Source organism: Chromobacterium sp. INPA-IVC (assembly GCF_059047085.1).
In genome coordinates, this window is the sequence record NZ_JBTNLS010000009.1 from 164825 (window position 1) to 178224 (window position 13400).

Below are 13400 nucleotides of genomic sequence, written 5' to 3' on the forward strand. Positions count from 1 at the left end.
CGAAGTTCGGTAGAAAGACACACGCATGACCCCACCCGCCTGGCTCGGCCACAACTGGCTGGAGCCGCACTATCTCGTCTGGCTGGGCAAGGGCGCGCTGCTGACCGGCTGGCTGTCGCTGTTGGTCATCGCCGCCGCCAGCCTGCTCGGCGTCGCGCTGACCGCGCTGCTGGACGGCGCCCCGCGCCCGCTGCGGCTGGCGACGCGGCTGTTCCTGGAGCTGCACCGCAACACGCCGCTGATGGTGCAGCTGCTGCTGTGGTATTTCGGCGTGTCCGGCCTGCTGCCGGACGAGGCGAAGATCTGGCTGAACACCCCGCGCGCGCTTGAGCTGCCCTTCGGTCTGGCCCTGCCGTGGCCGTCGTTCGAATTCCTGGCCGCCTTCACCGCGCTGACGCTGTACAGCGCCGCCTTCATCAGCGGCGAATTGCAGGCCGGTCTCAACGCGGTGCCCAAGGGCCAGCGGCTGGCGGCGCGCGCGCTGGGCATGAGCGGCTGGCAGACGCTGGGCCTGGTGGTGCTGCCGCAAGCCTGGCAGTTGGTGAAACGGCCCTTGGTCGGCCAGTACACCGCCATCGTCAAGAACACTTCGCTGACGATGGCCATCGGCCTGGCCGAGCTCTCCTACGCCTCGCGCCAGGTGGAGACCGAAACCCTGCTGGCCTTCCAGTCATTCGCCGCCGCCACCGCGCTGTATCTGATCCTGGTATTGATCACCCAATTGCTGGCCCAGAGGCCGGAGCCTGAATGGAGAACATTGCGATGATTCCGCCGGTGATACAGGACAATTTCGACTACCTGCTGTGGGGCAATCTGTCCGGCGGCGAGCCGGGCGGCCTGCTGCTGACCGCGGCGCTGAGCCTGGCCGCGGCATTGCTGGCCAGCGGGCTGGGGCTGGCGCTGGGCATCGCGCAGCTGATGGGCGGGCCGGCGCTGCGCCGCGCGCTGGCCGCCGCCACCGCGGTGCTGCGCGCGATCCCGGTGCTGATGCTGATCTTCTGGTGCTATTTCCTGCTGCCGCTGCTGTTCGGCGTCGACATCCCCGGCCTCGCGACGGTGATCCTGGCGCTGGCGCTGATCCACTCGGCCTATCTGGGCCAGGCGGTGCTGGCCGGTCTGACGGCGGTGGGCCGCGGCCAATGGCACGCCGGGCTGGCGCTGGGCTTCTCCCGCTGGCAGACGCTGCGCTGGCTGATCCTGCCGCAGGCGCTGCGCATCATGCTGCCCTCCTTCGTAAACCAGTGGGTGTCGCTGCTGAAGGACAGCTCGCTGGCCTACATCGTCGGCGTCGCCGAGTTCACCTTCGTCGCCACCCAGGTCAACAACCGCGAGCAGGTGTATCCGCTGGAGATATTCAGCGCCATCGCCGTCGGCTACCTGTTGCTGTGCGGCCTGCTGCAGTTGCTGGGCCATTGGAGCGCTCGACGCTGGCGGCAGCCGCTGGCGCAGCCCTAGCGCTTCAAGGCGGCAGCGTTTTCCGCTAAGGTGGCGCTGTTTCCCCACCCCTCTCATGCCATGCATCCACCCCATGCGGCGAATGACCGCGGCTTCTGGCGCATCCTGCTGGTTTTCCTGAAGCTGGGCCTGACTTCGTTCGGCGGCCCGGTCGCCCACCTCGGCTATTTCCGCGCCGAATTCGTCGAGTGCCGCCGCTGGCTGCCGGAACGCGACTACGCCGACCTGGTGGCGCTGTGCCAGTTCCTGCCGGGACCGGCCAGCAGCCAGGTCGGCATGGCGCTGGGCCTGTCGCGCGGCGGGCTGGCCGGCGCGCTGGCCGCCTGGCTGGGCTTCACGCTGCCGTCGGCGCTGCTGATGCTGTCGCTGGCGCTGGGCCTGTCGCATCACGCGCAGGCCATTCCGCCCGGCGTCTTGCATGGACTGAAGCTGGCCGCGGTGGCGGTTGTGGCGCAGGCGGCGTGGAGCATGGCGCGCCAATTATGCCCGGACCGGCCGCGGCTGACGCTGATGGCCATCGCCTGCTGCCTGGCCTTGCTGATCGCCGCGCCCTGGCTGCCGCTGGCCGTCATCGCTCTGGCCGGCGCCGCCGGCCGCCTGTGGCTGGCCGCTCCCGCCCCGGGCGTTGCCATTGCCGACGACGCTCCGATGCCCAGCCGCCGCCGCGGCGCGATCTGGCTGGCGCTGTTCTTCACGTTGTTGGCAGGCCTGCCGCTGCTGGCCGCAGCCTGGCCCGGCTACCGGCTAGCCTTGTTCGACGCCTTCTACCGCAGCGGCGCGCTGGTGTTCGGCGGCGGCCACGTGGTGCTGCCGCTGCTGGAAACCGCGTCCGTCGCCAGCGGCTGGGTGCCCAGGGACGCCTTCCTGGCCGGCTACGGCGCCGCGCAGGCCCTGCCCGGCCCGCTGTTCGCCTTCGCCGCATTTCTCGGCGCCGCCGGCGACGGCAGCTGGCAAAGCGGCGCGCTGGCGCTGGTCGCCATCTTTCTGCCCGGCTTCCTGCTGCTGGCCGGCGCGCTGCCGTTCTGGCGCCGGCTGCGCGGCGCGCCCGGCGCCCAATCGGCGCTGGCCGGCGTCAACGCCGCGGTGGTGGGCCTGCTGCTCGCCGCGCTGTACCACCCGGCCTGGAGCAGCGCGGTGCGCGCGCCGGCCGACTTCGCCGCCGTTCTGCTGGCTTTGCTGGCGCTGGCAGCATGGAGGCTGCCGCCCTGGCTGGTGGTGGGCCTGTGCGCGGCGGCCGGATGGCTGATGGGGTAAGCCAAACCTCGCGGAGAACCTGAACGCAGGCAGCGCCGGTCATACGACAAGGAGGCGCAGCTCAGGATCAGAAGTTTTGTTGGCGGGCCTAAATGGAAAAGCCCGCCGGAAGGCGGGCTGAGATCACTGGCGCGGTAGCCTATCAGTCCAGGTGTTTCTTGAAGAACTGCTCCATCGCGCCATAGGCGGCGAAGCGGTTTTCCTCGTTGTGGAAACCGTGGCCCTCGTTGTCCTTGACGATGTACTCGACGTCCACCCCGCGTTTCTTCAACGCGTCGACGATCTGGTTGGATTCGTTGATGTTGACGCGCGGGTCCTTGGCCCCCTGCAGCACCAGCAGCGGCGACTGGATGCGGTCGACGTGGAACACCGGCGAGCGCTCGCGCAGCAGATCCTTGTCCTTTTCCGGATTGCCCACCATCTCGTACATCGAATCCAGGAACGGCTTCCAGTACGGCGGAATGGTCTGCATGAAGGTGAACAGGTTGGACACGCCGACATAATCCACCGCGCAGCGGTAGAGCTCAGGGGTCTTGGTGATGCCGGACAAGGTGGCGTAGCCGCCGTAGCTGCCGCCGTAGATGCACACCTTCTTCGGATCGGCCACGCCTTGCTTGACCAGCCAGTCGACGCCGTCGGTGACGTCGTCCTGCATCTTGCCGCCCCACTCCTTGAACGAGGCTTCCCAGAACTGGCGGCCGTAGCCGGTGGAGCCGCGGAAGTTCATCTGCAGCACTGCCCAGCCGCGGCTGGCGAAGAACTGCACTTCCGGGTTGAAGTGCCAGCTGTCGCGATACCACGGTCCGCCGTGCGGATTGACGATCACCGGCAGGTCCTTGGCGTCTTCCTTGCCTTTCGGCAGCGTCAGGTAGCCGTTGATGGTCAGGCCATCGCGGCTGCGGTACTGAATGGGCTTCATGCTGGCCATCTTGTCTTCCGGCAGCCAGGGCGTGATCTCGGCCAGCAGCGTCAGCTTGTCGCTCTTCTTGTCGTACAGGTAGCGCTTGCCCTGGGTCTTGTCGTTCCAGGCCGCCACCACGAAGCGATCCTCGTTGCGGTTGCCGGAGGTGATGTCCACCTGATAGCCCGGGAAGTGGGACTGCAGCTTGGTGTACAGTTCGCGTGATTGCGGATCGAAGCACTCGCGGCCCGGCTTGTCGGTCTCGAAGCCGGCGCAGGTGATCACCTTGCGCTTGTGCGAGAAGTCGAGTCCGGAGACATCGACATCCTGGCGCGCGTAGATCTCCTTCGCCTCCTTGCCGGTCTTGGGGTCGTACTCGACGATGGCGGCCTTGTCCCGGCCCAGGCTGCTGGCGGCATAGAAGCGCTGGTTGTCGAAGGTGAAGAACAGCGGCGAGAAGTTCTCGCGGAAATTGGTGGTCATCAGCTTGCGGAACTTGCCGCCAGGCTGGTCGCGGTACAGCACGGTGTTGTTGACGCCGTCGGTCTCGATCGCGATGCGGATATTGCCCTTGTGGTCGGTGATCCAGCTGGCCACCTTGCCCGGGTTTTCCGCCTCCAGCGTCAGCTTGCCGGTCTGCAGGTCGATGCGATAGACGTCGAAGATTTCCGGATTGCGCTTGTTCAGGCTGATCAGCAGCTGCTTGTCGTTGTCGACCAGGCCGTCGACGATCTCGGCGCGCACGCCGGGAAACGGCGTCAGATCGCGGGTCTTGCCGCTTTTCAGGTCCACGCTGTACAGGTGGAAATTCTCGTCGCCGGCATTGTCCTTGACGTACACCAGTCTGTCGTTGCCCTTCCAGAAATAGCCGGACAGGTCGCGGTCCTTGATGGCGGTGACGCGCTTGTCCGGCTGGCCGGGACGGCGCACCACGATGTTGCGGCGCGACTCCCACGGCGACAGGAAGGCCACGCTCTTGCCGTCCGGCGACACCGTGAAGTTGCTCTGCTCCGGATTGCGGAAAAAGTCGCGCAGCGGGATGTCCGCCGCCATCGCGGAGCCGGACAGCAGCGACGCCAACAGCACAGTCAGGGTTTTCGTTTTCAACGCGGTTTCTTTCTTTGGTGGGAACGTGGAATCCGGCCATCGCTGCGGCCCGGCGCCAAGCGCGGCATGCGCGCGGAAAAATCATGTTACCGCCAGGCCACTTCGGCATCAATATGCGAATTGAATTTAGCCTGATTGAAATTTTCACAATAAAAACAACAGAGAAAAAGCAGGAAAAACCCCGTGTTTGACAGCCATCAAGCAGGATGAATCAGGCAATCAGAAAGCAGCGGCACAAGGCGTAAGCTGGCGCGATCCTCACTCCCGGAGCATACGATGAGCCGCCTCCTCCCTTCGCTGACTTTTCTCGCCGCCGCGCTGGCCAGCCTGCCCGCCGCCGCCTCGCCCGCCGCGCCCGACTACGTCGATCCCGGCCAGTTTCTCCAGTCCGCCGGCCAGCGCGTGCTGCCGCCGGACATCCCCTGGAACGGCAACAGCCAACAGTTCGCCGCCGCCAAGGACGATCCGTGGGCCACGCCGCTTGAAGCCTCCGGCTTCGCCCACACGCCGCCCTACCCGGAGACGCTGGCCTATCTGCAAAGGCTGGCGGCGGCGAAACCGGACCTGATCCAGTTGACCGCGCTGGAGGAAAAAACCGGCGAAGGCCGACCGTTCATGATGGCGGTGGTCTCCAGCAGCGCCGACAAGTCTGCCGCCGGGCTCCAGGCCTCCGGAAAACCCACGGTCTACATCGAAGCCGGCATCCACCCGGGCGAAGCCAACGGCAAGGACGCCGGCCTGATGCTGCTGCGCGAGCTGACCGTCGGCGGCTCGGAGCGCGCCTTGCTGGACAAGGTGAACATCCTGTTCGTTCCCACCGTCAACATCGACGGCGACGTGCGCTACGGCAAATACGGCCGCATCAACCAGAACGGCCCCGACGAGACCGGCTGGCGGGTCAACAGCCGCAATCTCAATCTCAACCGCGACTTCGCCAAGCTGGACAGCCCGGAAATCCGCAACGTGGCGCGCGCGCTCGGCCAGTACCAGCCGGACTTCTTCATCGATACCCACAGCACCGACGGCGTCAACTACCGGTACGACGTCACTTACTGCAACAACGGCCAGGGCTGGTCGCCGGCGTCCAGCCGCTGGATGGACCAGGTGATGACGCCCTATGTCTACCGCGAGCTGCGCGCCTACGGCCACGAGCCCAACGTCTGCATCTCGATGAACGACAACGAGGACATCGGCAAGGGCTACTACCCCTACTACAGCGACTTGGCGCGCTTCTCCAACCAGTACGCCGACATCCGCGGCATTCCCGCCATCCTGGTGGAGCTGCACGCGCTCAAGCCGTACAAACAGCAGGTGCTGGGCAATTACTCGCTGTACAAAGCCATCCTGGAAAGCGTGGCCGCCAATCGGGACAGCCTGCGCGCAGCCATCGCCCAGGACCGCGCGGCCCGGCCCAAGAACGTGACGCTGACCTGGAAAGCGGCCGACGGCCAGCCGCAGATGGTGGACTTCAAGGGCGTGAAATTCGACAAGACGCAGTCGCCGATCACCGGCGACAAGATCGTGCGCTGGAGCAACCAACCGCAAAGCTACAAGATCCCGATCACCCCTCAGTCCGAGCCCGATCTGGTCGTCCCGCGGCCCAAGGCCTACGTGGTGCCGGCGCAATGGCGGGAAGTGATAGAGCGGCTGAAGACGCACGGCATCGCGATGAGCACGCTGGACAAACCGACCACGCTCGACGTCACCGCCTATCGGCTGGACGAGGTCAAGCTGGGCACGCCGTTCGAACCGGACCGCGAATCGGCCGACAAGATTCCCGGCTACGAAGGCCGGCTGCTGATCAGCGGCAAGCCGGTGGCGATGCCGCGCAAGGTCACTTATCCGGCCGGATCGGTCGTCATCGATCCCGATCAGCCGCTGGGCGCGCTGGCCATGGTGCTGCTGGAGCCATCCAGCCCGGACTCCTTCCTCAGCTGGGGCTTCTTCAACGCCAACCTGACCTCGGCTGAAGCGCCGGAAGCCTATGTGATGGAGCCGATGGCGCGCCGCATGCTGGCGGAAAGCCCGGAGCTGCGCAACGCCTTCGCCGCCAAACTGAAGGCCGATCCCAAGTTCGCCAAGGACCGCAACGCCCGGCTCAACTGGTTCTACGAGCGCACGCCGTTCGCCGACAGCAACCGCTACCTCTACCCGGTGGGCATCATCCGCTGAGAGCGCTCCGGCCGCCCGCGACGGCGGCCGGGTCTACAATGCAGGTGTCGGCGGACCCTATGCCCGCCGACTGCATGACCCAACCGTGATCCGTCTCCTGGAGACCCCGCGATGCAAGGCTATCAACTGTCGTTCTTCACCCAGCAGGGACACCGCCATCACGGCGTGCCGCTGGCGGAATGGATCTTGCAGGAAGCCCACAGGCTGGGCATAGGCGGCGCCACGCTATTCGCCGCCAGCGAGGGCTTCGGCGGCGACCGCCGCATCCACGCCGCCCGCTTCTTCGAACTGGCGGACCAGCCTGAGGAAGTGACGATGGCGCTCAGCGCGCAGGAGGCGGAATTGTTGCTCGACCGGCTGCGCGGCGAAGGCATTAAGGTGTTCTACGTGAAGACGCCGGTGGAGTACGGCATGCTGGGAGAGAAGTAAAGCCGGGATTCAGTCAAAAGCGGACAACAACGACAAAGACCGCTTCGGCCCGGCGAGGCGGCGAAGCGGTCTCGGAGCTGCCAATCAGAATGTCACATCGAAGCCGGCGTCCGCCACCGCCGCCGCCAGTTCTTCCGGCGACACCGTCGCGGCGTCGTAAGCCACGCGCGCCTGCTTGTCCTCCAGGCTCACCTGGGCGTCGCTGACGCCGGTCATGCCGCTCAACAGGCCGGTCACGCTCTTCACGCAGCCGCCGCAGGTCATGCCGTCTATGTTCAAAATCAGTTCTGCCATGTTCATCTCCATCGTGGTAAGGGTTGATTGCAAGCTTCAGCGCCAGCGGCGCAGCAGCAAAGAGTTGGACACCACCGACACCGAACTGGCCGCCATCGCCGCGCCGGCGATCACCGGATTCAGCATGCCGACCGCCGCCAGCGGAATGCCCAGCACGTTGTAAACGAAAGCGAAGGCCAGGTTCTGGCGGATCTTGGCCAGGCTGGCGCGCGACAGGCGGATGGCGTCCACAGCGTGCGCCAGATCGCCGTGCATCAGCGTGATGTCGGCGGCGGCGATGGCCACGTCGGAGCCGGCGCCCATCGCCAGGCTGACGTCGGCCGCGGCCAGCGCCGGCGCGTCGTTGACGCCGTCGCCCAGCATCGCCACCTTGCTGCCCTGTTGTTGCCAGTATTTGACCACATCGGCCTTGTCCTGCGGCTTCATGCCGGCGCGCCACTCTGTGATGCCGGCTTCGGCGGCGATGCTGCGCGCGGTGCTCTCATGATCGCCGGTCAGCATCACCACCTTGACGCCCAGCCCACGCAACGCTTCCACCGCCGCCTTGGAACTGTCCCGCAGCGGATCGGCCAAGGCCAGCAGGCCCAGCGGCCGGTCGTCCAGGCTGACCGCCACCACCGTGCATCCTTCCAGCGGCCAGGCGGCCGCTTCGGCCGGCAGGTCCAGGCCGATCCAGGACGGCACGCCCGCCTTGACCGTGCCCACGCCCGGCAGCGCGGCCTCGACGCCGTTGCCGACATCGGCGCGGAAACGCTCGCAGGCCAGCAAGGGCAGCTCCAACTCTTTCGCCCGCTGCAACAAGGCGTGGGCCAGTGGATGCTCGGAGCCGGCTTCGGCGCTGGCGGCCAGCTGGATCAGCCGGTTTTCGTCGCCGTCGAACGCCAGCGCGTGGCGCAGCGTCGGCCGGCCCTCGGTCAGCGTGCCGGTCTTGTCCACCAGCAGCACGTCCACCTTGCCGGCCTGCTCCAGCGCGGCGGCGTTGCGGAACAATATGCCGCGGCGCGCGCCGTTGCCCACGCCCACCATCACCGCGGTCGGCGTGGCCAGGCCCAACGCGCACGGGCAGGCGATCACCAACACCGCCACCGCGTGGATCAGGGCCTGCGCCCAGTCGCCACCCAGCCAGCCGGTCAATGCAAAGGTCAGCAGCGCCACCGCGCTGACCGCCGGCACGAAAATGGCGGAAATGCTGTCGGCCAAGCGCTGGATCGGCGCCTTGCTGCCCTGGGCCGCCGCCACCATGCGCACGATCTCGGCCAGCTGGGTATCGCCGCCGACGCCGGTGGCGCGCACCTTGAGCATGCCGTCCTGGTTGCGGGTGGCGGCGTAAACCTTGTTGCCGGCCTGCTTGGCTACCGGCCGGCTCTCGCCGGTCAGCATGCTCTCGTCCAGCCAGGCCTGGCCGTCCACCACCTCCCCATCCACCGGCAGACTGTCGCCGTGGCGCACCACCACCACGTCGCCGCGCCGCAGCTTATCCACCGCCACCTCGACCAGTTCGCCGTCGCGCTCGACGCGGGCGGTCCGGGGCGCCAGCTTCACCAGCGCGGCGATCGCCGCCGAGGTCTTGCCCTTGGCCCTCGCCTCCAGCAGCTTGCCCAGCAACACCAGCGTGATCACCGCCGCGCTGGCCTCGAAATACACATGCTGGTCCTCCAGCCCCAGCAAGGTCACCGCGGCCGACAGCAGCCAGGCCATGCTGGTGCCCAACGCCACCAGCACGTCCATGTTCGCGACGCCGCCACGCAGCGCCTGCCAGGCGCCGCGGTAAAAGCGCCAGCCGACGACGAACTGCACCGGCGTCGCCAGCGCCAGCTGCCACATCCTGGGCAGCCAGCCATGGTGGCCGCCGGCGAACATCGCCGCCATTTCAATCAGGAAAGGCAGCGTCAGCAGCGCGGATGCGGCGAACCACGCCAGCTCGCGGCGGTAGCGGGCGGCCGCCTCGGCCTCTCCGCCGCCGCCCTCGCGCGGCGACGGCTCGAAACCGGCCTTGCGCACCGCGTCCAGCACCCGGTCGCGCTCCGTCAGTCCCGGCAGGTAATCGATCCGCGCCGACTCGGCAGCGAAGTTGACGCTGGCTTCCACGCCCGGCAATCGGCCCAGCGCCTTTTCCAGCCGGGCCGCGCAAGCGGCGCAACTCATGCCGCCGATGCCCAGCTCCAGCGTCTGGCGCGGCACGTCGAAACCGCAGCGGACGATGGCGTCCACCAGTTGCTGCGGCTTGGTTTGATCCGGGTCGTAGCGCAGCTGGGCGCTTTCGTTGGCGAAGCTGACCGCCGCTTCCACGCCGTCCATGCGGTTCAGCTGCTTCTCGATGCGGGCCGCGCAGGCGGCGCAGCTCATGCCGGCGACCGGCAGCGTCAACAGGGATTGTATCATCGCATCCTCCTGCCTCCGTTATACCCCCATGGGGTATTAAACGCAAGCGCGGAAAGCCCTGCCCCCCCCTTTACCGGCGGGCCTGCCCGTGTTAACAAGATGGAAGACGACAACAACAAGGTAGTCCCATGCCCCTGAAACGTTATGGTGCTGACTGCGCATTGCTGGTGGTGGATGTGCAGAACAGTTTCTGTCCCGGCGGCGAACTGGCCGTGCCGGGCGGAGACGAAGTGGTGCCCTTGATCAACCACCTGTCGCTGCTGTTCGAAAACGTAGTGCTGACCCAGGACTGGCATCCGGCCGGGCACGTGTCGTTCGCCTCCCGCCATCCCGGCATGCAGCCTTTCCAGAGCCTGGACCTGCCCTACGGCCCGCAAACGCTGTGGCCGGACCACTGCGTCGCCGGCAGCCATGGCGCCGGCTTCCACCCCGAGCTGGAGACCGAGCATGCCCGGCTGATCGTGCGCAAGGGCGTCCACGCCCAGGTGGACAGCTATTCCGCCTTCGTCGAAGCCGACCGCGCCACCACCACCGGCCTGGCCGCTTACTTGAACGCCCTGGGCGTCAAAAAGGTATGGCTGGCAGGCCTCGCCACCGACTTCTGCGTCGCCTGGAGCGCCATCGACGCCTGTGCCGCGGGTTTCGAGACCTTCGTGGTGGAGGATGCCTGCCGGGCGATAGACATGGACGGCTCGCTGGCAGAGGCCTGGATGGAAATGCGCCAGGCCGGCGTCAAGCGGCTGCGATCCGACGAAGTGTGACGCCACAATAAAAACGGGGAGAATCGCTCTCCCCGTTTCGCTTTTTCCGCCAGCGGATCAGATCCACCGCCGCTTCCAGAACCACCAGCTCATGCCGGCGGAAATCCCGCCCATCGCCAACAGGACGATGAAGTAGCCGTAGTGCCACTTCAACTCCGGCATGTACTCGAAGTTCATGCCGTAGATGCCGGCGATCAGCGTCAGCGGCATGAAGATCATCGTGATCACCGTCAGCACCCGCATCTGCAGATTGAGCCGGTGCGATTGAGTGGACAGATAGAGGTCCATCATGTCCCCGACCATCTCGCGGTTCATCTCCAGCGACTCCAGCACGTGGACCACGTGGTCGTAGGCGTCACGCAGATAGACGCGGGTATCCTCGCCGAAGCGCTCCTCGTCGCCGCGGTTCAGCGACAGCAGCACCTCGCGCAGCGGCAGCAACGCGCGCCTGAGCTTCAGACAATCGCGCTTCAGCCGCTGGATCTGGCGCAGCACGCCGTTGTCGCGCCCCGCCAGCAGCTGGCCGTCGGTGCGCTCCACCCTGTCGTTGAACTGGCCGAGCACGCCGAAGTAGTCGTCGATGATGGCGTCCAGCAGCGAATAGGCCAGGTAGTCGGCGCCGCGCCTGCGCAACGCGCCTCGGCCCTTGCGCAGCCGCTCGCGCACCTGCTCGAACACGCCGGTGGGCTTTTCCTGGAACGACAGCACGAAGCCGTCGCCCAGCACCAGGTACATCTGGTCGGATTGCAGCCGCCCGCCCTGCTGGTAATCGAACACCCGGCAGGCCAGGAACAGATAGTCTTCGTAATCTTCCAGCTTGGGCCGCTGGCGGGCGTTGAGGATGTCCTCCTGCACCAGCGGGTGCAGGCCGAAACGCTCGCCTATCGCCTGGATGGCGGCGGCGTCGCTCAGGCCATAGACATTGAGCCACAGCACCTCGCCGCGGCGGCGGTAGCTCGCCAGATTGGCCAGCGGCAAGTCGGCCAGCTCGATCGCCTCGTCGGCGCAGAAGTCGAACAGCGACAGTTTGGTGCCCGCGTGCTTGGCCTCGCCCACCGGCAGCAGCGTTCCCGCTTGCTCGCCCAGCGTCGGCAGCCTCTCCTTCAGTTCCGGATGGCGCATCGGCGGCCTATTTCTGCACGATGTCAAGCTGGAAGCCGACATTCTTCCACTGGCCCACTTCCTGCTGGAAGCTGCTGGCCGACAGCGGGTTGGCCTCCAGCCAGTCGCCGCTCAGCGACAGCGTGAAGCCGCGCGCGTGCTGGCTCAAGTCCAGCTCGGCCGGCAGCGCGGCGTTGATGCGGCTGCGGTAGAACAGCACCGCGACGCGCAGCGCCACCACAGCCTGCCACAAGGCCGGCTGGCTGATGTATTGCGCCATCTTGCCCATGTCGCCGCGGTGGCCCAGCACGATGGCGGCCAGCGTGGCCTGCTCGCGCTTGGAGAAGCCCGGCATGTCGGCGTTCTGCAGGATGTAGGCCGAATGCTTGTGGTAGGCGGTGTGGGCGATGGTCAGGCCGATCTCGTGCAGTTTGGCCGCCCACGACAGGCGCTTGAGCATGTCCTGGTCCACGTCCTCGCCGGCCAGCATCCGGTACAAGCGCTCGGCCAGCTGGTTGACGCGCTCGGCCTGCTGCGTGTCGGCGTGGTAGCGGCGCTTGAACAGCGCCACCGTGCTGTCGCGCATGTCCTTCTCTCTCTGGCGGCCCAGCAGATCGTAGAGCACGCCGTCGCGCAGCGCGCCCTCGGTGACGATCATCTTCTCGACTTCCAGCTCCTCGAACACCGCGATCATGATGGCGAGGCCGCCGGCCAGCACCGGCGCGCGGTCGGCCTTCAGGCCGTTGACCTTGACCGCGTCTATGCTGCCCTGCTTGATCAAGACTTCTCGCAGCTGCTCCATCCCGGCCAGGGTGATGTCGGCGCGGCTCCAGTCGTTGATCTCCAGCACGTCGCGCAGCGAGCGCGCGGTGCCGGAGGTTCCGACGGCGAGCTGCCACTCGCTGGGGCGGTATTCATGGCGGATGCGCTGGATCTCGTTGCGGGCGGCCAGCGTGGCGTCGCGGAAATTGCCGCGGGTCAGCTTGCCGTCCGGGAAAAAGCGCATCGTGTAGCTGACGCAGCCCAGCGGCAGGCTTTCGGTGACCAGCGCCTTGTAATGGCTGCCGATGATGAATTCGGTGGAGCCGCCGCCGATGTCCACCACCATCCGGCGCTCCTTGGTGTCCGGCAGCGAGTGGGCGGCGCCCAGGTAGATCAGCCGCGCCTCTTCTCGGCCGGCGATCACCTCGATCGGGAAGCCCAGCCGCTCCTCGGCCTCGGCGATGAAGGCCGGCGCGTTCCTGGCCACGCGCAGCGTGTTGGTGCCAACCACGCGGACCTGGGCCGGCACGAAGCCGCGCAGCCGCTCGCCGAAACGGGCCAGGCAAGCCAGCGCGCGTTCCTGTGTATCGTCGTTCAGATGTTTGTCGGCGGTGAGGCCGGCGCCCAGGCGCACGGTTTCTTTCATCACGTCCAGGGCGTACAGCTGGTCGTCCACCACGCGGGACACTTGCAGCCGGAAGCTGTTGGAGCCCAGATCGATGGTGGCCAGCACGGTGTGCGGGGGCGTGGCGTGTGTCAAGGACACCCCTTTTCTTGTTCGG

11 protein-coding genes are annotated in these 13400 nt (G+C 66.8%); 6 read left to right on the plus strand and 5 right to left on the minus strand.

Annotated elements, in window-relative coordinates; genetic code table 11:
* The first annotated feature begins 25 nt into the window (after window positions 1-25).
* Genes ACX17K_RS18120 through chrA form a run of 3 tightly spaced genes read left to right on the plus strand, consistent with a single transcriptional unit; the run spans window position 26 to window position 2709 of the window.
* Window positions 26-766, plus strand: a complete 741-nt coding sequence (locus ACX17K_RS18120; RefSeq protein ID WP_493775862.1) for an amino acid ABC transporter permease — start codon at window positions 26-28, stop codon at window positions 764-766.
* Window positions 748-1455, plus strand: a complete 708-nt coding sequence (locus tag ACX17K_RS18125; protein WP_493775863.1) for an amino acid ABC transporter permease — start codon at window positions 748-750, stop codon at window positions 1453-1455. Before ACX17K_RS18120 ends, ACX17K_RS18125 begins: the two co-directional genes overlap by 19 nt.
* A gap of 60 nt (window positions 1456-1515) precedes the next feature.
* Window positions 1516-2709 carry a chromate efflux transporter gene (chrA, locus tag ACX17K_RS18130; protein ID WP_493775864.1) on the plus strand — a complete coding sequence of 398 codons (1194 nt, stop codon included), beginning with the start codon at window positions 1516-1518 and terminating at the stop codon, window positions 2707-2709.
* A gap of 142 nt (window positions 2710-2851) precedes the next feature.
* On the opposite strand, the gene ACX17K_RS18135 is transcribed toward chrA, so the two are convergent.
* Entirely contained in the window at window positions 2852-4717 is a 1866-nt protein-coding gene (locus tag ACX17K_RS18135) for a S9 family peptidase (protein ID WP_493775865.1), read from the minus strand.
* A 276-nt stretch (window positions 4718-4993) separates the two neighbouring features.
* Between ACX17K_RS18135 and ACX17K_RS18140 the strand changes: the two genes are divergently transcribed.
* Window positions 4994-6889 (plus strand): M14 family metallopeptidase, encoded by a 1896-nt coding sequence (locus tag ACX17K_RS18140; protein ID WP_493775866.1) that lies wholly within the window; start codon window positions 4994-4996, stop codon window positions 6887-6889.
* Between the two features lie 111 nt (window positions 6890-7000).
* The gene (locus ACX17K_RS18145; RefSeq protein WP_231151553.1) at window positions 7001-7318 is read left to right on the plus strand and encodes a DUF190 domain-containing protein; all 318 of its coding nucleotides are present in this window, start codon (window positions 7001-7003) and stop codon (window positions 7316-7318) included.
* Between the two features lie 84 nt (window positions 7319-7402).
* Here the strand turns inward: ACX17K_RS18145 and ACX17K_RS18150 are convergent, their stop codons facing one another.
* Both ACX17K_RS18150 and ACX17K_RS18155 read right to left on the minus strand, forming a co-directional pair.
* The gene (locus tag ACX17K_RS18150; RefSeq protein ID WP_493775867.1) at window positions 7403-7612 is read right to left on the minus strand and encodes a heavy-metal-associated domain-containing protein; all 210 of its coding nucleotides are present in this window, start codon (window positions 7610-7612) and stop codon (window positions 7403-7405) included.
* Window positions 7613-7648: 36 nt separating this feature from the next.
* Window positions 7649-9994 (minus strand): heavy metal translocating P-type ATPase, encoded by a 2346-nt coding sequence (locus ACX17K_RS18155; RefSeq protein WP_493775868.1) that lies wholly within the window; start codon window positions 9992-9994, stop codon window positions 7649-7651.
* A gap of 128 nt (window positions 9995-10122) precedes the next feature.
* On the opposite strand from ACX17K_RS18155, the gene pncA reads away from it, so the two are divergent.
* Window positions 10123-10755, plus strand: a complete 633-nt coding sequence (gene pncA, locus ACX17K_RS18160; protein WP_493775869.1) for a bifunctional nicotinamidase/pyrazinamidase — start codon at window positions 10123-10125, stop codon at window positions 10753-10755.
* A 57-nt stretch (window positions 10756-10812) separates the two neighbouring features.
* Here pncA and corA read toward each other — a convergent pair whose 3' ends face one another.
* Both corA and ppx read right to left on the minus strand, forming a co-directional pair.
* Window positions 10813-11877, minus strand: a complete 1065-nt coding sequence (gene corA / locus ACX17K_RS18165; RefSeq protein ID WP_231162064.1) for a magnesium/cobalt transporter CorA — start codon at window positions 11875-11877, stop codon at window positions 10813-10815.
* 7 nt (window positions 11878-11884) lie between these two features.
* Window positions 11885-13378 carry an exopolyphosphatase gene (gene ppx, locus ACX17K_RS18170; protein ID WP_260799359.1) on the minus strand — a complete coding sequence of 498 codons (1494 nt, stop codon included), beginning with the start codon at window positions 13376-13378 and terminating at the stop codon, window positions 11885-11887.
* Window positions 13379-13400 lie beyond the last annotated feature (22 nt).